21 protein-coding genes are annotated in these 21,939 nt (G+C 72.1%); 9 read left to right on the top strand and 12 right to left on the bottom strand.

What is annotated here, in order from left to right; translation table 11 throughout:
• Positions 1–2: 2 nt before the first annotated feature.
• From ABZ725_RS13420 to ABZ725_RS13400, 5 genes are all read right to left on the bottom strand, one after another.
• Positions 3–773 carry a FadR/GntR family transcriptional regulator gene (locus ABZ725_RS13420; RefSeq protein WP_358802818.1) on the bottom strand — a complete coding sequence of 257 codons (771 nt, stop codon included), beginning with the start codon at positions 771–773 and terminating at the stop codon, positions 3–5.
• A complete protein-coding gene (locus tag ABZ725_RS13415; RefSeq protein ID WP_358802817.1) occupies positions 770–1,171 on the bottom strand; it encodes an OB-fold domain-containing protein in 402 nt (133 codons plus the stop codon). The genes ABZ725_RS13420 and ABZ725_RS13415 overlap by 4 nt, the downstream gene beginning before the upstream one ends.
• The gene (locus tag ABZ725_RS13410) at positions 1,168–2,328 is read right to left on the bottom strand and encodes a thiolase family protein (RefSeq protein ID WP_358802816.1); all 1,161 of its coding nucleotides are present in this window, start codon (positions 2,326–2,328) and stop codon (positions 1,168–1,170) included. Before ABZ725_RS13410 ends, ABZ725_RS13415 begins: the two co-directional genes overlap by 4 nt.
• The gene (locus ABZ725_RS13405; protein WP_358802815.1) at positions 2,325–3,899 is read right to left on the bottom strand and encodes an AMP-binding protein; all 1,575 of its coding nucleotides are present in this window, start codon (positions 3,897–3,899) and stop codon (positions 2,325–2,327) included. Before ABZ725_RS13405 ends, ABZ725_RS13410 begins: the two co-directional genes overlap by 4 nt.
• A 115-nt stretch (positions 3,900–4,014) precedes the next feature.
• Complete coding sequence (locus tag ABZ725_RS13400; RefSeq protein ID WP_358802814.1) at positions 4,015–5,157, bottom strand: acyl-CoA dehydrogenase family protein; 1,143 nt, start codon at positions 5,155–5,157, stop codon at positions 4,015–4,017.
• 98 nt (positions 5,158–5,255) lie between these two features.
• Here ABZ725_RS13400 and ABZ725_RS13395 point away from each other — a divergent pair, with 98 nt between their 5' ends.
• The 7 genes from ABZ725_RS13395 (at position 5,256) to ABZ725_RS13365 (ending at position 12,711) form a co-directional block, all read left to right on the top strand.
• Positions 5,256–6,011, top strand: a complete 756-nt coding sequence (locus tag ABZ725_RS13395) for a 3-oxoacyl-ACP reductase family protein (protein WP_358802813.1) — start codon at positions 5,256–5,258, stop codon at positions 6,009–6,011.
• A 10-nt stretch (positions 6,012–6,021) separates the two neighbouring features.
• Complete coding sequence (locus ABZ725_RS13390; RefSeq protein ID WP_358802812.1) at positions 6,022–6,792, top strand: enoyl-CoA hydratase/isomerase family protein; 771 nt, start codon at positions 6,022–6,024, stop codon at positions 6,790–6,792.
• Positions 6,785–7,975, top strand: coding sequence for a CoA transferase (locus tag ABZ725_RS13385; protein WP_358802811.1), 1,191 nt, complete (start codon positions 6,785–6,787; stop codon positions 7,973–7,975). Before ABZ725_RS13390 ends, ABZ725_RS13385 begins: the two co-directional genes overlap by 8 nt.
• Before the next feature lie 3 nt (positions 7,976–7,978).
• Positions 7,979–8,890: an SDR family NAD(P)-dependent oxidoreductase gene (locus ABZ725_RS13380; RefSeq protein WP_358802810.1), complete on the top strand. Its 912-nt coding sequence runs from the start codon at positions 7,979–7,981 to the stop codon at positions 8,888–8,890.
• The gene (locus ABZ725_RS13375) at positions 8,887–9,399 is read left to right on the top strand and encodes a DoxX family protein (RefSeq protein ID WP_358802809.1); all 513 of its coding nucleotides are present in this window, start codon (positions 8,887–8,889) and stop codon (positions 9,397–9,399) included. The genes ABZ725_RS13380 and ABZ725_RS13375 overlap by 4 nt, the downstream gene beginning before the upstream one ends.
• Before the next feature lie 36 nt (positions 9,400–9,435).
• Positions 9,436–10,593 (top strand): acyl-CoA dehydrogenase family protein, encoded by a 1,158-nt coding sequence (locus ABZ725_RS13370; protein ID WP_358802808.1) that lies wholly within the window; start codon positions 9,436–9,438, stop codon positions 10,591–10,593.
• 132 nt (positions 10,594–10,725) lie between these two features.
• Positions 10,726–12,711, top strand: a complete 1,986-nt coding sequence (locus tag ABZ725_RS13365) for a protein kinase (RefSeq protein ID WP_358802807.1) — start codon at positions 10,726–10,728, stop codon at positions 12,709–12,711.
• A gap of 31 nt (positions 12,712–12,742) precedes the next feature.
• Here ABZ725_RS13365 and ABZ725_RS13360 read toward each other — a convergent pair whose 3' ends face one another.
• Genes ABZ725_RS13360 through ABZ725_RS13330 form a run of 7 tightly spaced genes read right to left on the bottom strand, consistent with a single transcriptional unit; the run spans position 12,743 to position 19,674 of the window.
• Positions 12,743–13,858, bottom strand: coding sequence for an acyl-CoA dehydrogenase family protein (locus ABZ725_RS13360; RefSeq protein ID WP_358802806.1), 1,116 nt, complete (start codon positions 13,856–13,858; stop codon positions 12,743–12,745).
• Entirely contained in the window at positions 13,855–15,075 is a 1,221-nt protein-coding gene (locus ABZ725_RS13355; protein ID WP_358802805.1) for an acyl-CoA dehydrogenase family protein, read from the bottom strand. The genes ABZ725_RS13360 and ABZ725_RS13355 overlap by 4 nt, the downstream gene beginning before the upstream one ends.
• 14 nt (positions 15,076–15,089) lie before the next feature.
• Positions 15,090–16,238 (bottom strand): thiolase family protein, encoded by a 1,149-nt coding sequence (locus ABZ725_RS13350; RefSeq protein ID WP_358802804.1) that lies wholly within the window; start codon positions 16,236–16,238, stop codon positions 15,090–15,092.
• Positions 16,235–16,696: an OB-fold domain-containing protein gene (locus ABZ725_RS13345; protein ID WP_358802803.1), complete on the bottom strand. Its 462-nt coding sequence runs from the start codon at positions 16,694–16,696 to the stop codon at positions 16,235–16,237. Before ABZ725_RS13345 ends, ABZ725_RS13350 begins: the two co-directional genes overlap by 4 nt.
• 1 nt (position 16,697) lies before the next feature.
• Positions 16,698–17,609 carry an SDR family oxidoreductase gene (locus ABZ725_RS13340; protein WP_358802802.1) on the bottom strand — a complete coding sequence of 304 codons (912 nt, stop codon included), beginning with the start codon at positions 17,607–17,609 and terminating at the stop codon, positions 16,698–16,700.
• Between the two features lie 2 nt (positions 17,610–17,611).
• On the bottom strand, positions 17,612–18,343 hold the full coding sequence (locus tag ABZ725_RS13335; protein ID WP_358802801.1) for a hypothetical protein: 732 nt from the start codon (positions 18,341–18,343) through the stop codon (positions 17,612–17,614).
• Positions 18,343–19,674, bottom strand: a complete 1,332-nt coding sequence (locus ABZ725_RS13330; protein WP_358802800.1) for a phenylacetate--CoA ligase family protein — start codon at positions 19,672–19,674, stop codon at positions 18,343–18,345. The genes ABZ725_RS13335 and ABZ725_RS13330 overlap by 1 nt, the downstream gene beginning before the upstream one ends.
• Before the next feature lie 161 nt (positions 19,675–19,835).
• Here ABZ725_RS13330 and ABZ725_RS13325 point away from each other — a divergent pair, with 161 nt between their 5' ends.
• Positions 19,836–20,915 (top strand): amidohydrolase family protein, encoded by a 1,080-nt coding sequence (locus tag ABZ725_RS13325; RefSeq protein ID WP_358802799.1) that lies wholly within the window; start codon positions 19,836–19,838, stop codon positions 20,913–20,915.
• Positions 20,912–21,886: an LLM class flavin-dependent oxidoreductase gene (locus ABZ725_RS13320; RefSeq protein ID WP_358802798.1), complete on the top strand. Its 975-nt coding sequence runs from the start codon at positions 20,912–20,914 to the stop codon at positions 21,884–21,886. The genes ABZ725_RS13325 and ABZ725_RS13320 overlap by 4 nt, the downstream gene beginning before the upstream one ends.
• The last annotated feature ends 53 nt before the right edge of the window (positions 21,887–21,939 follow it).

Genomic DNA, 21,939 nt, shown 5'->3' with positions numbered 1-21,939 from the left:
CGTCAGCCGAGCAGGTCCAGGACGGTCGTCATGGACCTGCTCTGCAGCAGATAGTCCTCGGCCTCCTGGAGGTGGACGCGCCACAGCTCCTCGGCGGCCTCGGTGCGGCGGGCGGCGACCAGGTCGACGAGCGCGACATGGGCGCGGAAGCCTCTGCGGTTGGCCCGCACGTTCTCGGGGCTGCCGGCGTCGAGGTCGACATGGGACCAGTTGGCCTGGTCGATGATGTGCCGGACCATGCCGTTGAGGACGCCCAGCGTCTGGTTGCCGGCGAGTTCGACGACGAGCGCGTGGAACTCCATGTGGGCGCGGATGAACGCGGAGGGGTCGTCCATGAGCAGCTCGGCCGCGGCGACCGCGGCCCGCAGCCGCTCCAGGTCCTCGTCCGTGCGCCGCTCGGCGAGCAGCCCGGCGCAGGGCGCCTCGATCACCGTACGGGCGTCGTAGACGTCCTTCAGGGTCGTGCCCCGGTATTCGAGGACGACGCCCGCGTAGCGCGCGGCCACCGTGCCCTCCGGGATCTGCACCCGCGCCCCGCCCCGCGCGCCCCTGCGCACGGTGATCAGGGACTCCGACTCCAGCACCCGGAACGCCTCGCGCAGGGTGGGGCGCGAGACGGCGAACTCCTCCATGAGCGCGGTCTCGGACGGCAGCGCCTCGCCCTCGGTGAGCTCGCCGCGCACGATCATCCGGCGCAGCCGTGCCGCCACCAGCTCGGCCATCTTGGGCACCCGTACCGGCGTGTTCACCACGGCGTCCACCCCTGCCTTCATCGACTCTGCTCGGGCACGAAGTACGGCAGCGCGATCTCGTCGGTGAGGGCGCGGAAGTCCACGCGCACGCGCAGACCGATGACGACCTGATCGGGGTCTCCCGCGTCCACGTGCGACAGCAGGACGCCCCCGTCGTCCAGGTCGATCACGGCGAGCGCGAAGGGCGTGTCGAAGCCGGGGCCGGGGGCGCGGTGGACGACGGTCACCGAGTAGACGGCGCCCCGCCCGGCGCTCGGGGCGTACGCCCAGTCGCGCGCCATGCACCCCGGGCAGGCGGGCTCGGGCACGAAGAAGCGCAGTCCGCACGCCGCGCACCGCGGGACGACGAGTTCACCGCGGCGGGCCGCCGCCCAGAACGGCTCGGACAGCGGGGTGGGGACGGGTACCGGCCTGCTCATCGCGTCCTCCCCAGCACGCTCATCTCGTAGTGCTGCGCCCCCGAACCGGCGTTGCCGACGACGGCGAGTTCGGCGCCGTCGACCTGGTGGACGGCGGTGCCGCGCAACTGCCGTACCGCCTCCACGACCTTGAGCGTCATCTGCTGGGTCCCGTTCCACGCGTAGGCCAGACAGCCGCCGTCCGGATTGACCGGATGCCTGCCGCCGACGGCGATGGCGCCACTGGCGGCCAGGGGGCCGCCCTCGCCTTCGCCGCACAGTCCGAGAACCTCCAACTGCCGGATGATCTCGAAGGAGTTGGGGTCGTAGAGGGAGAAGACGTCCACGTCGTGCGGGCTCACACCGGCCATGGCGTAGGCGCGGCCGGCCGCGTCCCGGCCGAGCTGTCCGACCTCCCGGTGCAGCGCCGGGTTGGCGTAGGCGGCCTGGTGGTACTCCATGCCGCCGCCGAGCACGGCGACGGGCGGCTGCGGCAGGTCGCGGGCGCGTTCGGCGGTCGTCACCACGAGGGCCGCGCCGCCCTCGCCGACGATGCAGCAGTCCAGCAGATGGAAAGGCGTGGCCACCATGCGGGACGCGAGGACGTCGTCGGCGGTGTAGGGGCCGCGCCCGTACATCATCGCCTCGGGGTTGGTGGCGCCGTTGTTGCGGAGGGTGGCGGCGACCTCCGCGAGCTGGCGGGAGGTCGTCCCGTACTCGTGCATGTGCCGTGCCGCCACCAGGGCGAACTGGGCGACGACATAGCTGCCCCAGACGTCGGCGAACTCCAGCGGCACCCCGGCGCCGACGGGCCCGGTCCCGCGCGAGACCAGTTTGCAGCCGCCGACCACGACGGTGTCCGCGAACCCTGCGCGTACGGCGGCCGCCGCCTTGAGCAGACCGCGCGAGCCGGCGTTGTCGAGCATGGAGTCGCTGGTCCAGCGCAGGTCCCGGCCGAGCATCCGCGCCCAGGAACTGCCCTCGCCGGGCACGCCGCCCGGTCCCGGCCAGTCGACCTGGGCGCCGTCGACGTCGGCGGGGGCGAGTCCGGCGTCCGCGATCGCGCCGGTCACCGCTTCCAGGGCCAGGTCCATGGCGTCGCGGTGCGGGAGGGACAGCGCCTGTTCGGTGGCGTGCACCCCGACGACGACGGGCTGCCGGGCGTCGACGGGGCTCACCGTCCCGCGCCCAGCTGGGCGCCGCCCGGATAGCCGCCCCCGCCGAAGCGCTCGTCGAGGGTGTCGTAGTCCTTGGCGAAGTCCGCCGTCCGCGGCAGCGCGTCCACGAACTCCACCGTCTTCGGCTTCTTGTACGAGGCGATCCGCGCCCGGCAGTGCTCGATGACGTCCTCGGCGGTCACCGGCGCGGCACCGGGCCGGAGCACGACGACGGCCTTGACGTCCTGCGCCCAGCGCTCGTTGGGGACGCCGATGACGGCCGCCTCCTTGACGGACGGGTGCGCCTCGATGCAGTTCTCCACCTCGGCCGGGAAGATGTTCTCGGCCGCCGACTTGAGCATGCGGGTCGTGGTGCCGAGGAAGCTGATCGTGCCGTCGGCCTCGCGTCGGCCGAGGTCGGTGGTGTGCCACCAGCCGAACCGGAACCGCTCCTCGTTGATCTCCGGCCGGTTCCAGTAGCCGAGGTGAACGAGATCGCCGCGCACGCAGATCTCGCCGACCTCGCTCTCCGCGCCCTGCTCGTCGAGAACGCGGACGGCCGTGAAGGGGCCGGGTCGTCCCGCGTTGCCGAGGCCGCTGCCGCCGTAGGCGCCGGTCACGGCGAAGCCGGTCACCTCGGTCTGGCCGTAGCCCCGGCCCTCGCCGCCGCCGTTGCGGGTGAAGCGGCTGGGGTCGGTGGGCACGGTCCCCTGCCACAGCGGCGCGGCGACGCTCGCCCGCAGGCTGGACAGGTCGTGGCCGGCCTCCCGGTTGAGCGCGACGAGTCGGGCGATGGTAGGGGGCATCAGATAGGCGTGGGTGCACCGCTCCGCGGACAGCAGGGGCAGCAGTTCCTCGGCGACCACTCGGCGCACCACGACGTTCTTGCCGCCGTGCACGAAGGCCGGGACACCCCAGAACTGGTAGTTGCCGATGTGGAACATCGGCCCGGCGCCGAGGAAGGCGGTCTCGGCGCCGATGTCGCCCATCCAGGCGGCGCTCGCGCCCATGGCGATCAGATTGCGGTGCGAGAGCATCGAGCCGGACTGCCGGCCGCTGATCGCCGCGGTGTAGATGACCAGCAGGGCGGAGTCGGGGTCGACGTCGGGGGCGGGTCGGGCCGGGTCCTCGGGGGCGCCGGAGGCCAGAAAGGACTCGTAGGTGCCCGGGCCCTCGGCGTCGTGCCGCAGCCACAGCGCGCGGTGGTCGTCGCCGAGTTCGGCGCGCGCCTTGGCGACCGTGGCGCCGATCTCCTCCTCCTGCCAGACGACGACCTTGGGGTCGAAGTCCTCGACGGCGAAGGCCATTTCGGGGGCCGCCCAGCGCCAGTAGCCGGGGCAGACCATGGCGCCGGTCTTGGCGGCCGCGCCGAGCAGCTCCCAGATGCGGAAGGAGTTCTGGCCCAGCCAGAGGATGCGGTCGCCGGGACCGACTCCGGCAGCCGTGAGGGCGTCGGCGAGCCGGTCGGTGCGTTCGTCCAACTGTGGCCAGGTGAGCCGGACGTCGCCGTCGACGAGGGCGACGCCGTCGGGGAAGGACCGTCGGTGCTCTCGGATGATGTCGCCGAACGTCAGGCGGCGGGCGGAAGTCACGTGAGCTGCTCCTGTGAGGTCTCGTCAGCCGCGGGCTGCGTCGAAGCCGCCTACCGGCCGAGCTTAAATAGCTAACCTATTTATCGAAGCTAGTCAATGCGGTCGACCGTCGCGCTCAGAGCCCGAGCGAGCGGCCCACGATCTCCTGCATGATCTCCGAGGTGCCGCCGAACACCCGCTGCACCCGGCTGTCCCGCCAGATACGGGCGATCTCGTACTCGTTGACATAGCCGTAGCCGCCGTGCAGCTGCATACAGCGGTCGACGACCTCCCAGCAGGTCTCCGTGGTCCAGTACTTGGCGGCGGCGGCCTCGTCGGCGGTCAGCTCTCCGCCGACCAGCGCGAGGATGCAGCCGTCGAGGTAGCCCCGGGCGGCGGCGAGCCTGGCCTTCATGTCGGCGAGGGCGAACCGGTTGGCCTGGAACTCGCCGATCGGCCGGCCGAAGGCGGTGCGGTCCTTGGCGTACGCCAGCGTGACCCCGAAGGCGCGCTCGGCGGAGGCGAGGGCGGCGACGGCGATGGCGAGCCGCTCGGTGGGGAGGTTGCCCATCATGTGGTAGAAACCGCGCCCCTCCTGTCCGATGAGGTTCTCGGCGGGGACGCGGACCTCGTGGAAGAAGAGTTCGGCGGTGTCCTGGGCCTTCATGCCGATCTTGTCGAGCTTGCGCCCGCGCTCGAAGCCCTCGGCGCCGCGCTCGACGACGATGAGACTGATGCCCTTGTGCCCGGCCTCGGGGTCGGTCCTGCAGGCGACGACGACCAGGTCGGCGAGGATGCCGTTGGTGATGAAGGTCTTGGAGCCGTCGATCACCCACTCGTCGCCGTCCCGGCGGGCGGTGGTGCGGATGCCCTTGAGGTCGGATCCGGCGGCCGGTTCCGACAGGGCGAGCGCACAGATCGTCTCGCCGCTGATCACTCCGGGCAGCCAGCGGGCCTGCTGTTCGGGGGTGGTCAGGCCCATGAGATAGGGCGGGATGACGTCGTTCTGGAGCCCGAGCCCGATGCCGACGGCGCCGGTGGCGGCCATCTCCTCGGCCATGACCGCGTTGTAGCGGAAGTCCTGGACGTCCTGCCCGCCGTACTCCTCGGGGAACTGCCAGCCGATCAGGCCCGCCTTTCCCGCGGCGGTCCAGGCGGCCCGGCCGACCTGTCCGTCGGCCTCCCACTGCTCGGTGTGCGGGACGCATTCCCGCAGGTAGTAGGCACGGGCGGTCTCGCGGAACAGCTCGTGCTCCTCGGTGAAGATCGTTCGGCGCATCCTCGACTCCCCACTCCTGCATCTCGCTTATTCAGCTTAAGTAGTTATACGATAGCGCTGTTTTTGGATTCCGGTCGGGTTCGGGGCAGGGAGGGCGCGTGAGCGTACGGGACAAGGTGGCACTCGTCACCGGAGCGGGCCGCGGCATCGGAGAGGCGATCGCCGACGCGCTGGCCGCTCAGGGAGCCTCGGTCGCCGTGTGCGACGTGGACGCGGAGGCCGCCGGCAAGGTCGCGGCCCGGCTCGCCGAGCGGCACGGGGTGCGCGCGGCCGGAGTCGGCGCGGACATCTCGGACGGCGCGGCCGTGCGCTCGGCCGTTCAGCGGGCGACCGCCGCCTTCGGCCCGATCGACATCCTGGTCAACAACGCGGCCGTCGACGTCATCGGCCGGTTCGTCGACAGCGACGAGGCGACCTGGGACCGGATCATCTCCGTCAACCTGCGCGGCACCATCACCGTGACCCGGGCCGTCCTCGACTCGATGATCGAGCACGGCGGCGGCCGGATCGTCCACATCGCCTCGGACGCCGGCCGGGTGGGCTCGTCCGGCGAGGTCGTCTACTCGGCGACGAAGGGCGGGGTCATCGCCTTCGGCAAGGCCCTCGCCCGCGAGGTCGCCCGGCACGGCATCACCGTGAACAGCGTCTGCCCCGGGCCGACCGACACCGCGCTGCTCGGGCAGGTCGCCGAGTACAGCCAGAAGATGTACGACGCGACCGTGCGCGCGATCCCGCTGCGCCGCGTCGCCCGCCCGGACGAGATCGCCCGCGTCGTGGCCTTCCTCGCGTCCGACGACGCCGCCTATGTGACCGGGCAGACGCTCTCGGTCAGCGGCGGCCTCACGATGGTCTGAGGTGAGGGACATGCTGCGCGTCGAACTCCGCGACAGAATCGCCGTGTTGACCCTGGACCGGCCGGAGCGGCTCAACGCGATCGGGACCGGGACGGTCGGCCGGCTGCGGGCGGCCCTGGCCGAGATCCACGACGACGACCGCGTCCGCGCCCTCGTGCTGACCGGGGCGGGGCGGGCGTTCTCGGCCGGCGCCGACCTCGGCGAGATCGAGTCGTTCACCAGGCCCGGACAGTTCCGGGACTTCGTCGGACGGCTCACCGAGGCGTTCGCCGTGCTGGAGGAGTTCCCGAAGCCGTCGGTGGCGGCCGTCCACGGGTTCGCCTTCGGCGGCGGTCTGGAACTCGCGCTCGCCTGCGACCTCAGGGTGGCCGAGCGCGGCGCCCGGCTCGGACTGCCGGAGATGAAGCTCGGTGTCCTGCCCGGCGCGGGCGGCACCCAGCGGCTGCCGCGGCTGGTGCCGCCGTCCGTCGCCAAGCAGATGATCCTCACCGGCGAACCCGTCGACGCCGCACGCGCCCATGCGATCGGCCTGGTCAACGAGCTCGCCGCGCCCGGTGAGGCGCTCCGGACGGCCGAGGCGCTGGCGGGCCGGCTCGCCGCCGGTGCGCCGCTGGCGCTCGCGGCGGGCAAACGCCTGGTCGACCGCGGGCTCGGCATGGACCTGGAGGCGGCCGTCTCCTACGAGCGGGAGACCGTCTCGGTGCTGTTCTGCACCGAGGACCGCGTCGAAGGGCTGAAGGCGTTCCGTGAACGGCGCCCCGGAGAGTTCCGCGGTGTCTGACGTCAGGGAGGTGGCCGTGCGGCCGCTGGAAGGTATTTCCGTGGTGGAGCTGGGCATGTGGGTGGCCGCTCCGGCCGCCGCCGCCATGCTGGCCGACTGGGGCGCGGACGTGATCAAGGTGGAGGCGCCGACCGGCGACCCCAACCGCTACACGCTCAAGCACGTCGGCCAGGACATCGACAGCGCGCCGCCCTTCGAGACCGACAACCGGGGCAAGCGCAGTGTGGTCCTGGACCTGCGGTCGGCGGACGGCAAGGCCGCGCTGGAGCAACTCCTGGCGCGCGCCGACGTGTTCGTCACCAATCTGCGCCCGGGCGCCCTGGAGCGGCTGGGCCTGGGGCCGCGGGAGATCCGGGCACGGCACCCCCGTCTCGTCGTCGGCACCCTGACCGGCTACGGCTGGACCGGCCCCGAGCGCGACCGTGCCGGGTACGACGTCTCGGCGTTCTGGGCCCGCCCCGGCATCGCCGCCATGCTGAACCCGGCGGGCGAGCCGCCGCCCGGCATCCGCCCGGGCCTCGGCGACCGCACCGCCGCCGCCAACCTCGTGGCCGGTGTCCTGGCCGCGCTGCTGCGCCGGGCGCGCACCGGCGAGGGCGGCGTGGTCGACGTGTCGCTGCTCAGGTCCGGAACGTACGCGAACGGCAACGACCTCGCCCTGCAGAACTTCTTCGGCCGGCGGGGCCGGACCCGCCCGCGCACCGAGCACGAGTCGCCGCTCTACAACTGCTACCGGGCCGCCGACGAGCGCTGGTTCTGGCTGGTCGGCCTGGAGGGCAACCGCCACTGGCCCGGCGTCGTCAAGGCGCTCGGGCGCGAGGACCTGGCGGCGGACGAACGGTTCGCCACCGGCAAGGCCCGGCGCGGACACGTCGGCGAACTGATCGCCGCGTTCGACGAGGAGTTCGCCCGTCGGCCGCTGCACGAGTGGGCGGAGCGGTTCGACGCTGAGGGCGTGTGGTGGGCGCCCGTACAGACCCTGGCGGAGGTGTCGGCCGATCCGCAGGCGGAGGCGGTCGGGGCGTTCGTCGAACAGCCCGGCATGGGCGACGCGCCGCCGCTGCGCACGGTGGCGACACCGGTCGGCTTCTGGGGCGTCGACGACACACCGCGCGGCGGCGCGCCGACGCTGGGCCAGCACACCGACGAAGTACTCGACGAGCTTCGGCACACAGGGAGGTAGAGGGTGGGCATCCTCGACGACAAGGTCGCCATCGTGACAGGCGGCGGACGCGGGCTCGGCCGGGCGCACTGTCTGGCGCTCGCGGCGGCCGGGGCGACCGTGGTGGTGAACGACCTCGGCTCCGGCATCCACGGCGAACGGACCGGCGACTCCCCAGCCGACGAGGTCGTCGCCGAGATCACCGGACTGGGCGGGCAGGCGGTCGCCAACCATGCGTCGGTGACCGACTGGGCGGCCACGGAGGCGATGGTGGCGGACACGGTCGCGGAGTTCGGGCGACTGGACGTCATCGTCAACAACGCGGGCATCGTGCGCGACCGGATGCTGTTCTCGATGACCGAGGCCGAGTTCGACGCGGTGATCGCCGTGCACCTCAAGGGCACCTTCGCGCTGACGCGGCACGCCTGCGCGTACTGGCGCGAGGCGTCCAAGCGGGGCGAGCGGGTCACCGGGCGGGTCGTCAACACCACGTCCGGAACCGGGTTGTTCGGGAACTCCGGCCAGTCCAACTACGGGGCCGCGAAGGCCGGGATCGCGGGCCTGACCGTCATCACGGCCCTGGAGATGCGCAAGTACGGGGTCACCGCGAACGCCATCTCCCCCATCGCGACGACCCGGATGACCGCCGGCCTGCCGGTGGGCCGGTCGGACGCGGCCGAGGGCGACTTCGATCCCGGCGACCCCGCCAACGCCTCCGGTGTCGTCGTCTATCTGGCCTCCGACGCCGCCTCCTGGCTGACCGGTCAGGTGCTGCGCATCGAGGGGAACCGGCTCAACCGGCTTGAGGGCTGGACGATCGCCGGGGTCCACCCCAGCCGGTCCGGCGGCGCGCTCACACCCGACGAACTCATCGAGGCCGTACCGCAGTTGTACGGTGTCGCCCCCGCCGGACGGGCCACGGGGGTCGGCCGGTGAAGGGCCAGGACGCGGCGGCCCTGGCCCTGCGCGCGACGATCGGGCCGATGCTCTTCGCGCACGGCTGGAACAAGGTCAACGGGCCGGGCGGGCTCGAAGGCACCACGGGCTGGTTCGAGGCGCTCGGCCTCAGACCGGCGCAGGTGCACGCCCGGATGGCGGCCGCCACCGAGATGGCGGCGGGAGCGGCCATCACGCTCGGCGCGGCGAATCCGCTTCCCGCAGCCGCGGCGGTCGGCCTGATGACGGTGGCCGCCCGGACCGACCACCGCGGCAAGGGCTTCTTCGTCTTCAAGGGCGGCTGGGAGTACGTCGGTGTGGTGGGCGGCGCGGCCGTGGCCCTGGCCGCGGTCGGCCACGGAAGGTACTCCGTCGACGGGCTGCTGCGTCGCGGGCGGGCGGGCGCAGGGCCCGCGTTGGTGGCCGCGGGGCTCGGGGCGGCGAGCGCGGCGGCGCTGCTGGCCGTGTGCTACCGGCCTGCCGAGAAGGCCGATGAGACAGACAGATGAGACAGACAGATGAACCCGATCGATCAGGGAGGCGTCATGGACGCGGATGACTTCACCGCGGTGCTGTCCGAGGTCCGGCGCTTCGTCCGGGAACGCGTCGTACCGCTCGAGGCGGAGATCGACGAGAAGGACGAGATGCCCGCGGAGATCCGCGAGGCGGCCAAGAAGATGGGCCTGTTCGGCTTCGCGCTGCCGCAGGAGTACGGCGGTCTCGGTCTGTCGATGTACGAGGAGGCCCGGCTCATGTTCGAGCTGGGCTACACGACGCCCTCCCTGCGTTCGATGTTCGGCACCAACAACGGCATCGCGGGGCACGTCCTCATGGTCGGCGGCACCGAGGAGCAGAAGGCGCAGTGGCTGCCGAGGATCGCCTCGGGTGACGTCCTGGCGTCGTTCGCGCTCACCGAGCCGGACGCCGGGTCCGACCCGTCGACGCTGACGACACGTGCCCGCCTCGACGGCGACCACTGGGTGATCGACGGGGCCAAGCGGTACATCACCAACGCGCCGCTCGCCGACGTGTTCATGGTCTTCGCCCGTACCGACCCGGACGCCCCGCGCACCCGTGGCATCTCGACCTTCCTGGTCCCGGCCGGCACGCCCGGCCTCACGGTGGCTCCCAGGGACCACAAGATGGGCCAGTTCGGCGCCTGGACGGCGGACGTGTACTTCGACGACGTACGCGTGCCGACGAGCGCGCTGGTCGGCGGGGCGGACGGGCTCGACCGGGGCTTCGGCACGGCGATGGGCTGTATCGCGCACGGGCGGGTCCATATCTCGGCGCTGATGGTCGGCATGGCCGAGCGTCTGGTCGACGAGTCGGTGGCGTACGCGAGCACCCGCAAGCAGTCCGGCAGACTCATCGGCTCCTTCCAGCTCGTCCAGGGTCTGATCGCCGACTCGCAGACGGACTACTACACCGGCCGGGCCACCGTCCTGGAGGCCGCCCGCGCCTTCGACGCCGGTACCGACACCAAGATCGGGCCGTCCTGCGCGAAGTACTTCGCCGCCGAGATGGTGTGCCGGGTCGCGGACCGCGCGGTGCAGGTCCACGGCGGGGCGGGCTATATGCGCGGGGTCGCCGTCGAGCGCTTCTACCGCGACGCCCGGCTGTTCCGCATCTACGAGGGCACCAGCCAGATCCAGCAGGTCATCATCGCGAAGGCGCTGCTCGGCGAGGCCGCCCGCGGCTGACTCTGCCCCGGCGGACCGACCTGGTTGCCCCGTCGTGCCCCGACCCGCCGGTACAAGGGCAACTCGGCGTTAACGAAACGTTGTTGCGCTATTGTCGCGCCGACATGCGGCACGCGAGACACCGGGATTCCCATGCATGACCAGAACCGCAGCAGGTCCGACGTGATGGCCTACGCGGCGGCAGGCATGGAACCGCCGCCGGTGGTCCCGTTGCGCCCGAGCGACCCCACGCAGGTCGGCCCGTACCTCCTGCTGTCGGTGCTCGGCAGCGGCGGGATGGGCCGCGTCTATCTGGGCCGGGACACCACCGGCGGATCCGGTCGGGCCGCGGTCAAGGTGGTCCGGCCCGAGTACGCGGACGACCCCCTCTTCCGCAGGCGCTTCGAGCGGGAGATCAGCGCGCTCGGCCGGGTCCAGGGGGCGCACACCGCGCGGCTGCTGGGCAGCGGCAGCGACGAGGACCTGGTGTGGGTGGCCACCGAGTACATAGCCGGGCCCACGCTCGCCGAGGCCGTCGACGCGCGTGGTCCGTTGGACGCCGAGGGCGCCTGGCGGCTGGTGGCCGACCTGGCGCGGGCGGTCGAGGCGGTGTGGCGGCAGGGGATCGTCCATCGCGATCTCAAGCCGTCCAATGTGATCCTCGGGGCCGACGGCGCCCGGGTCATCGACTTCGGCGTCGTGCAGGCCACCGACAGCACCTCGATCACCGCCACGGGCCAGAACGTCGGCACCCCCGCTTTCATGTCCCCGGAACAGGTCCGGGGCAAGGAGGTGACGGCCGCGTCCGACGTCTTCTCACTGGCCTGCACCCTCGCCTACGCCGTCGCGGGGACGCCCCCGTTCGGTCAGGGCAGCGGCGTCGACGTCCTGCACCGGGTCGCCTTCGATCCGCCGCACGAGGACGTCCTCGAGAAGGTCGCGGCCGTCGACGAGGACCTGGCCGCGTTCGTCCGCGCCTGTCTGGACAAGGACCCCGAGCAACGTCCGGCGCCGGACGTCGTCTTCCGGACGGCCATCGGCCACCAGTTGTCCGCCCCGGCCGCGAGCCCGCCCCGGTCCTCCCGGGGCGTGAGCTTCGCCCGGCGTCCCGACGCACCCGACCCGTCGCCCTCCCCCGCGCCCGTCACCCCTGCGACGCCCACCGCACCCGCCGCGCCTGATGCCCGTAGGCGAAGAAAGAGGCTGGTGACAGCCGCGGCGGCAGCGGCCGTGCTGGCGCTGACCGCCGGGGGCGTCACCGCGGCGATGCTGTCCCAGGACGACGAGACCACGACGGCCGATTCCGGGCCGCAGCCCGCCCCCTCCGCTTCCGTGATCGGCAGCCCGGCCTCGACGCCCGGCACTTCGTCCTCGGCGAATTCGGAGGCCTCGCCCACACGCATCGAGGTCTCCAAGAGCCCGCAGGAGTCGGCGTCCACGGTGCCCACCTCCGAGGCCGCGGTCTCGGACATCCGGTCCACGGGCTGCCCGGACCGGATCGCCTCGGGAGCCCGGGGCGCGTGCGTCACGGTCCTGCAGAACCTGCTCAACGGCTACGGCCTCCACGTCACGGTCGACGGGAACTTCGGCGCCGCAACGGTCGCCGCGGTCAAGGTCTTCCAGACCGAGGCCGGGATCAGCGCCGACGGCACGGTCGACGCGCAGACCAGGACGCTTCTCTACAGCCGGCCCCGCGGACCGGTCAGGACCGGCAGGCTCACCGTCAGGCAGAGCGTCAACGGCTCGGACGTCGACCGCTGCCTGGACGCGGACACCGGCAGCTCGGGCCGGACGATCCAGGTCTGGACGTGCACGGGCACCGGCAACCAGACGTGGGCGCTGTATCCGGTGCCCGGGCAGAGCGCCCAGTACATCCTCGTCAACCGGAGCACTCACCTCTGTCTGACCTCCGACGGCAGCGCCCGGAACGGCCAGGGGATCCGCGGCGCCGACTGCGCCGGCCGGGCCCCGCAGAAGTGGAAGCTCGGGGCCTCCGGCCCGGCCGGCGGCACGCAGGTGGTCAGTGTCCCGGACGGCTTCTGTCTGGACGCCGAGGCCTCCGGCTCGGGCCAGGACGGTCAGCGGATTCAGGGTTGGGCGTGCGCGGGCAACGGCAACCAGTCGTGGGCCTGGCGCTGAGGCCGCTCGGGTGCGCGATCGTGCCGGGCCGTCAGATGCCCAGCCGGTCCAGCAGCCGCTCGTGATAGACGGCCGGTCCGCCGAACAGCAGCTGTGAGGACTTGGCCCGCCGGAAGTACAGGTGGGCCGGGTGCTCCCAGGTGAAGCCGATGCCGCCGTGCACCTGGATGTTCTCCGTCGCCGCGAACAGATACGCCCGGGAGCAGCACGCGTGGGCCACGGCCGCGGCGACCGGGAACTCCGCGGCCCCCTCCTCGGCCAGCCGGGCCGCCTCCCGGGCGGCCGCCTCGGCCAGTTCCACCTGGACGAGCATGTCGGCGCACTTGTGCTTGACCGCCTGGAACGAGCCGATCGGCCGGCCGAACTGGTGCCGGACGCGCGCGTAGTCGGCGCTGGTCTCCAGGCACCGGCGCGCACCGCCCGCCTGTTCGGCGGCGAGCCCCACCGAGGCGATGTCCAGCACCTCGGCCATGATGTGCCCGCCCAGTCCGTCCGCGCCGACGGGTGTGGCGGTCACGGAGTCGAAGGTCAGCCGGGCCATCGCCCGAGTGGCGTCGAGGGTCTCCATCGCCGCGGCCGTCACGCCCGGCGCCGTTCGGTCCACCGCGAAGAACGACGGACCGGCGACGGTTCGGGCGACGACGAGGAGCAGGTCGGCGGTCGTGCCGTCGATGACGAAGCTCTTGCGGCCGTTCAGCTTCCAGCCGCCGTCCCCGTCCGGCGTCGCGCGGGCGGAGATCAGGGCGGGGTCCCAGGAGCCCTCGTCCTCGGCGACCGCGAGAGTGGCCGTGGTCCGCCCGGACGCGATGCCGGGGAGATGACGCGCGCAGGCCTCCTCGTCCCCCGAGGCGAGCAGGGCCTGGGCGGCGAGGACGACCGTCGAGAAGAAGGGCGAGCAGAACAGACTGCGGCCCATCTCCTCCAGCACGACGCCGAGTTCGACGGGCCCGAAGCCGTCGCCGCCGTACTCCTCGGGGATGGCCAGGCCCGGCAGCCGCAGCTGGTCGGCCGCCTGGGCCCACACCTGCGGGTCGAAGCGCGGCTCGCTCTCCATGAGCTTGCGCACGGCGTCCTCGGAGGACTTGGCCGCCATGAACTCCCGCACGGAATCCCGGAGTTCCTTCAGCCCACTGTCGTCGGCGCTCATGCGCGTGTCTCCTTCGGCAGACCGAGGACGCGTTCCGCGAGGATGTTCTTCATGATCTCCTCGGTGCCGCCGAGGATGCGCAACGCCGGGGTGGCCAGGAGCAGTTCGGTCCAGGCGTAGGTGCCCCACCGGCCGGTGTCGGCGATGATCCGGGGGCCGAGGCACTCGGAGACGAAGTGTGCGGCGCGGGTGAGGTTCTGACCGTACATCAGCTTGGCGACGGACCTCTCCGGGCCGGGGGCGACGCCCGCCCGCAGGGTGCGCCGGGCGCGGTCGTTGAGGTAGCCGGTGGCCATGGCGTCCACGAGGAGTTCGGCGAGGCGGCCCCGCAGGGCGCGGTCGTCCCAGGTCCAGGTGGCGCGCATGAGCGCCGAGAGGCGGTCCGGGGACAGGGCGGCGCCCACCGGCCCCGCACCCTCGCTGCCGACCGTGTCGCGCTCGTTCATCAGGGTGGTCAGCGCGACCGTCCAGCCGCCGTCGACCTCGCCGAGTCGGTGGTCGTCGGGGATGCGGACGTCGGTGAGGAAGACCTCGTTGAAGTCGGCGCCGCCGGTCATCTGGCGCAGCGGCCGGACCTCGACGCCAGGGGCGTCCATGGGGACCAGGAAGGCCGTGATGCCGCGGTGCTTGGGCGCGTCGGGGTCGGTGCGGGTCAGCGCGACGCCTATGTCGCTGTGCTGGGCGACCGAGGTCCACACCTTCTGGCCGTTCAGCACCCAGTCGTCGCCCTCGCGGACGGCCCTGGTCGCCACGCTCGCCAGGTCGGAGCCGGCGCCGGGCTCGCTGAACAGCTGGCAGGCGATGGCGTCCCCGCGGTACATCGCGGGCAGCCAGCGGTCCTTGATGTGGGGTTGGGCGTGGGCGAGGATCGTCGGCCCGATCATGCCGAGGCCGACGACGCCGAGCACTCCGGTGTCGGGGACGGCGTACTCGGACTCGACGGCGTCGTAGAGCAGGTCGTGGACGGGGGTCAGGCCCCGGCCGCCGTACCGGGGCGGGCCGGTGATCCAGCCGAAGCCGTTCTCGTGGCGGACGCGCTGCCAGTTCCGCGCCCGCCGCACCTCCTCGCGGTCCTCCTCGGGCGGGAGGCTGCTGAAGTAGGCCATCGTGTCGTCGCCCTCGCCCCAGGTGAAGGCGGTGCGGTCGGGGGCCTTCGCCGCGTGCGCGTCGAGGAAGCGGCGCGCTTCGGCGGCGAAGTCGTTGAGGTCCTGTTCCATGTCCGGCTCCGCGTTCAGGTCGAGAGGATCGTCACCGCCGACACGCCCGGCGCGCCGTACAGGTGGGTGTAGCCGACGCGGGGCGTGCCGGGGATCTGCCGATCCCCTGCCGTGCCGCGCAGTTGGAGGACGATCTCGTGGATCTGGCGCAGTCCGGACGCGCCGATCGGTTCGCCGTTGCCGAGCAGACCGCCGTCGGTGTTGACGGGGAGCCGGCCGCCGATCTCGGTGGCGCCCTCGGCGATCAGACGCTCCTGCTCGCCGTCCTTGCACAGGCCGTTCTCCGCCATGTGGATGACCTCCGACCCGGCGTCGGTGTCCTGGAGCTGGGCGACGTCGACGTCCTCGGGTCCGATGCCCGCGAGTTCGTAGGCGGCTCTGGAGGCGTCCACGGTCGGGCTCTCGACAGGCTCCCCGACCGGGAAGGACGGGCTCTGCACCTCGAAGGCGCCGAGCCTGCGGCTGCGCAGGGCGGTGGAGCGGACGCGGACGGGTTTTCCGGTGTACTTGTGGGCCTGGTCGGCACGGCACAGCACGAGGGCGGCGGCGCCTTCGTCCGGGCCGCAGTACATGAACTGGCGGAGGGGATGGTTGAGGACCGGGGAGGCGAGGATCTCCTGCGGTGTGAGGGGAGTTCGGCGCCAGGCCTTCTCGTTGGCCGCCGCGTTGCGGAAGTTCTTCGAGGCGACGCGGGCGAGCGTCTCGTGGGAGATGCCGTGGTCGTGCATATAGCGGTTGATCTTCATGCCGAAGAAGTGGGTGGTGAGGAAGAGCCCGGTCTGTCCGTACCAGGAGGGGATGCCCGCCACCGACGGATCGGCGGCGAACGCTCCGCGCGGGTGCTTGTCCAGGCCGATCGCGATGGCGAGGTCGTGTTCGCCGGTCTCGATGGCGCGGGCGGCCAGCGCCACCGCCGTACCCGCCGTGGCGCAGCCGTTGAACACCCCGCGCAACGGGATTCCGGTGAGGCCGAGCCGGGCCACGATGGCGTCCGGGTTGGCGACCTCGTAGCTGCCGATGTAACCGCCCTGGATCTGCGGCCAGTTCACGCCCGCGTCGGCGAGCGCGAGCCGTACCGCGTCCGCGCCCATGTCCAGTGCCGGCTTCCCGGGGAACCGGCCGAAGGGGTGGAGCCCCACGCCGATGACGACGGCCTCGGTCATGACGTCTCCTCCTGCGTCTCGACGGGCTCCTCGGCCGGGGCGAACGCGAACGTGACGACCTCGGTGCCGTCGTCCTGCACGGTGTAGGGCACCAGCGTCAGCCGCATGGGCTGCCCGATGCGCAGCTTCTGCGGGTCGGACTCGGTGAGGCGGGCCTCGACCAGCAGTTCGCCGGGGAGTTCGACGTAGCCGACGGCGTAGGGCTCGAAGGCCTCGGGACCGTCGTACGGCGGGGACGGCGGGCGGAAGTCCTGGGTCGTGTACGTCCACAGCGTGCCGCGGTCGGCGAGCAGCCGTTCCCTCGGCTCCGGGCTCGCGCACCGGACGCAGTCCGGGGCGGCCGGGAAGCTCACCAGGCCGCAGTCGGCGCACTCGGAGCCGATGAGGCGCACGGGGGTCGACGCAGTGGGGGGCCAGGTGAACAGGCCTTCGGCGACCGGCTTTTGAGTGATCGTCATGTCAGGCTCCCTTCCGTTCGCCCAGGGCGTCCGCGTTCGGCGCGGCCTTGGCCACCAGGTCGGGGACGACCGAGGTGAGCTCCTGCGGGGTCCACCGGGACTCCGTGCTCGCGCCGGGGCCGTTGACCCAGCCCTCCAGGACCGTGATGCGGTTGCCGACGACGCCGAAGACCCGGCCGGTGACCTCGCGCGAGGCGGCCGAGCCTAGCCACACCACGAGCGGTGAGATGGCCTCCGGGGTGAGGTCCTGGGCCTCGGCGGCCCGTTTCATCATCTCGATGTCCTCGGTCAGCCGGGTGAGCGCGGTGGGTGCGATGGCGTTCACGGTGACGCCGTAGCGGGCGAGTTCGGCCGCCGCGATGACGGTGAGGCTCGCGATGCCGGCCTTCGCGGAGCCGTAGTTGGACTGGCCCGGGTTGCCGAAGACGCCGGACGGGGAGGTGGTGTTGATCACCCGGGCGTCGTTGTCGTGCCCTGCCTTGGCGCGCTCGCGCCAGTACGCGGCGGCGTGGTGCAGCGTGGCGAAGCTGCCCTTGAGGTGCACGGCGAGCACGCTGTCCCAGTCCCGCTCGGTCATCGACACGATCATCCGGTCGCGCAGGATGCCGGCGTTGTTGACCAGGACGTCGAGGCCGCCGTACGTCTCCACGGCCTGCCGCACGAGGCGGCCGGCGCCGTCCCAGGTGGAGATGTCGTCGGTGTTGGCGACGGCCCGGCCGCCGGCCGCGACGATCTCGTCCACGACGGCCTGGGCGGGCCCGGCCGAGGCGCCTGCGCCGTCGCGCGCCCCGCCGAGGTCGTTGACCACGACCCTCGCGCCGTGCGCGGCGAACGCCAGGGCGTGCGCCCTGCCGATGCCGTTGCCGGCGCCGGTGACGACCACGACCCGGCCGTCGACCACTCCTTCGGACATCCTCAACTCCTTGCTGACGAAAGCTGGTCGGCCTGCGCGAACAGGACCCGTGGGTCCTCGCTGCCGCAGGCGCACCGGGCGGTGATCACGCGGCCCGCGATGCCGAGCGGCGTCTCGGGGAGCGGCGAGCCTCGTCCCTCGCCCGCCGCCACGGACAGCTGTCCGTCCCGCTCGCCGACCCGCCACTCGGCGGCGTTGACGTGGGCGCCGGAGCGCTCGGGGCACTCCAGGGCCAGGGCCGGTCCCACGGCCGAGATCAGGAAGGCGGGGACGCCCGCTCCGCGCAGCACCGGTACGGCGGCGGGCCGGGCCAGGAGGAGGCGCGTCTGCCGGAACATCTGCGCGATGTCGGCCGTTCCGCTCAGCCCCTCCAGGGTCTCGGCGGACAGCCCGATCATCGCCTGCGGCCTGAGCTCGCGGTGGAAGACCGAGGTGCGGCGGTGGTCCCAGCCCATCGCCTCGGCGATGCCGTACGTCACCCGCAGGCCGCGCAGCGCCCCGATCATCGCGTGGCACCAGAAGCCCTCGAAGCCGGAGGCGGTCAGCACGGCCCGCTCCCCGGCGGTGAGTCCGTGTCCGCGCAGTCGGTCGGTGATCCAGGCGGTGTCGCGGGCGATCTGCGCCCAGCTGAGGTCGGTCTCGCGCATCCCGTCGGCGGCGGGGAAGCGCACCAGGTAGGCGAGGTCGGGCCGGTCGAGTTCACGGGCCCGGGCCAGGGTGTCGGCGCGTGCCATCAGTTCTTCACCACCCGGGGGAACTTGGCGACGCTGGTCATGGTCTGCAACAGCTCGTCCTCGGTGCGCAGATCGAGCACCGGCTGCACACCGGTCCGTTCGCGCACGGCCCTGCCCAGCCGTCCGGCCAGGGCGTCGACGTCGCGGGTGACGCCGGGGTCGTAGCCGACCCGCAGCCGCAGTTCCTCGACCTCGCGCCGGTCGCGCACGATCTGGAACACTCCCGCGACCGTCTCGGGCTGGTCCTCGACCGCCTGCCAGATGTCCGCGAGGACCACCGAGCGGCCCCGGACGAGGGTCTCGTCGCCGCGTCGGCCTCCCACCCACATCCGGGCGTGGGTGCGGCCGCAGCCGCAGCGGTCCCGGGACATCCGCACCAGGTCCTCGCTGCGGTAGCGGATCAGCGGGGCGGCCCGGTTGTCGAGGTCGGTGGCGACCAGTTCGCCCAGGTCGCCGTCCGGGACGTCACGCCAGCCGGGTTCCGCGCTGTCGTCGAGTTCGACGCACTCGGCGAAGACGGTGTCCTCCCAGAGGTGGAAGCCGTCGTGCTCGCGGCACTCCCAGGCGGTGCCGGTGTCGGCGGCGCTGGTGTACTCGTAGACGTCGATGCCCCAGTCGTTGCGGATCCGGTCGCGCATCTTCCGGCTGAGCGGCTGGCCGGCGCAGGAGGCGCCCTTCAGCGAGGAGAAGGCCTCCTTGAGGTCCACCTTGTCGGCCAGGTGCTCCAGCTCCACCATGTGCGGGTACATCATCTGGAGGTAGACCGGCCGGTACTCCCGGATGGCGTCGACGATCTCAGGCATCCGGCCGAGCCAGATGTCCACCTCGATCACCACGGCTCCGAGGGCCTGGTATCCGGGGTCCATCAGGTTGCGGAAGTTGCCGGCGGCGCTCAGCACCCGGTCCCCCGGTCTGAGGCCCAGCTCCCACAGGTCGCGTACCGACGCGGCCACCAGGGGTGGGGCGTCCTCCCAGATCTCGGCGAAGAACTCCGGGTCGCCGGTGGTGCCCGAACTGGAGGAGACCGAGGTCAGCTCGTCGACCGGGACGCAGAGCAGCCCGCCGAAGGGGTCGCCGGTGCGGGCCCGGTGGGCGCGGATCATGTCCTTGGTGACGAAGGGGATCCGGGCCCGGAAGTCCGCCAGCGAGCGGACGTCCCGCGGGTGCACCCCGTGCGCGTCCCACAGTTCGCGGTAGAAGGCCGAGTTGGCGTAGGCGTATCCGACGAGCTCCAGGACCCGTTCCTGCTGCCGCGCGCGCAGTTCCTCGCGGGGCATGGTCTCCACCTGGGGCTCGAAGTACCTGTCAGCGGTGTCCCTGTCACCGACCATGGCGCCTCCTCGCGGTTCAGTGCCCAGATCTTGCAGCTATCAGCGCAATCAGTCAACCAATTGGACGGATTCAGGACGAGGACCCCGCACCACCTTCCCTTTCCGTCGCCCATACAACTAAAATCGCTAACTGATTACATCTATTGGCCCGAAGGAGTGTCATGACGAAGATCTGGGTCAACTCGGGGGACTCCCATGTGATGGAACCCGCCGATGTGTGGACCGAGCGGCTGCCCGCGCGGCTCGGGGCCCGGGCGCCGCGCAGCGAACGCGGCGAGAAGTACGAGATGCTCTACATCGACGGCGAGCGCATCGACCGGCAGCTCGGCGACTTCATGGACGCCATGCGTCCGCCGGGCGCCTGGGATCTGAAGGTCCGGCTGACGGACCTCGACCAGGAGGGCGTGTGGGGCCAGCTGGCCTTCCCCTCGATGGGGTTCTGGCTCGTCTCGATCACCGACCGGGAGCTCGCCCGGGAGACCGTACGCGCCTGGAACGACTGGGCGTACGACGAGATCCTCAGCCGGAACAAACGCGTCATCACCACCGCGTGCGTCTCCACGGCGTCCGTCGAGGACGCGGTCGCCGAGGTCGAGCGGGTGGCGGAGATGGGCTTCCAGGCGATCTTCCTGCCGTGTTCGACCCGGCCCGGCGAGGAGTACGCCCTGGAGCGCTGGGAGCCGCTGTGGACCGCGGTCGAGCGGGCCGGTCTGGTGCTCGGCTTCCATATCGGCACGGGCGGCGAGAACGTCGTCTTCCGAGGCCCCGGCGGCGCGGTCGTCAACTACATGGAGACGACCTACCCGGGTATGCGCGTGGTCTCCCACATGGTCGCGGGCGGCGCCCTCGACCGGCACCCGGACCTGAGGATCCTGATCGCGGAGGGCGGCGCGGGCTGGGTGCCGGCCATCGGCGACCGGATGGACGAGGCGTACCGCCAGCACGGCATGTTCGTCCGGCCGAAGCTGAGCCGACTGCCCAGCGAGATCATCCGGCAGCAGGTGTACGCCTCCTTCCAGCACGACAGGAGCTCGGTGGAGATCGTCGAGGCGACCGGCTACCGCAACGTGATGTGGGGCGACGACTACCCCCACCTGGAAGGCACCTACGGCCACACCCAGTCCACGCTGCACGATCTGTTCGACGGCGTGTCCGACGACATCCGTGAGCGCGTCACCCGCGGCACCTTCAACGAGCTGTTCGCGCTGCCGTCGCCCGGTCCTGAAGAAGGCCGCTCATGAAGGTGGGCATCTACTTCGACATGCGCAACCCGCCGCCGTGGCGGCAGAACTGGTCGCGGCTGTACGGGTTCGCGCTGGAGATGTGCGAGGAGGCGGACCGGCTGGGCATCGACTCGGTCTGGTTCTCCGAGCACCACGGCTTCGAGGACGGCTATCTCCCGCAGCCGCTCACCATGGCGGCAGCGGCCGCGGCCCGTACCCGCCGGGTGCGCCTGGGCACGGCGGTCGTCCCCGCACCGCTGCACGCGGCGCCCGAGATCGCCGAACAGGCCGCGCTCGTCGACATCATCAGCGACGGCCGGCTGGACCTCGGGCTCGGCACCGGCTACCGGGTGCCCGAGTACCGGCTGTACGGAGCCGACCTGACCAAGCGCTACACCACGACCGACCAGCGGGTACGGGAGATCCGCGGCCTGTGGGCCGAGTCCCTGGTCACCCCGGGCCCGGTCCAGGACCCGCTGCCGATCTGGCTCGGCTACCAGGGTCCGCAGGGCGCGCGTCGGGCCGGCCGGCTCGGCACCGGGCTGCTGTCGCTCGATCCGGCGCTGCTGACGCCGTACCGGGAGGGGCTCGCCGAGAGCGGGTACGACATGTCGTCGGCCCGGATGCAGGGCTCGTTCACCACGTTCGTCACCGAGGACCCCGACGGCGACTGGCCGGTGGTGCGCGGGCATCTGGCGTACCAGTGGGACAGCTATCGCCGGTACATGGTGGAGGGCACGGACCAGCCCGCGCCCCGGCCCATCGACCCCGAGAAGTGGCGGGAGACCGGACTGAGCGCGACCGGCGTCGGCCGGTTCCTGTACGGCACACCGCAGGACGTCGCCGAGGCGATCAGGGCGTATGTGGCCGGGCTGCCGGTGGAAGGGGTGTTCCTGTGGGCCTCGCTGGCCGGGATGCCCGAGGACATGGTGGCCCGCCAGGTCCAGCTGATCGCCGGGAAACTGCGTCCGCTGCTTGCCGACGTCTGAGCTTGCCGACGTCCGAGCCGACGTCCGATACGCCGTCCGATACGAGGAGTTGC

Origin of the sequence: Streptomyces sp. NPDC006872 (assembly GCF_040635845.1) — a bacterium.
GTDB lineage: Bacteria > Actinomycetota > Actinomycetes > Streptomycetales > Streptomycetaceae > Streptomyces.
The sequence above is the reverse complement of the archived record's forward strand: the minus strand, read 5'-3'. Positions and strand labels throughout refer to the sequence as shown.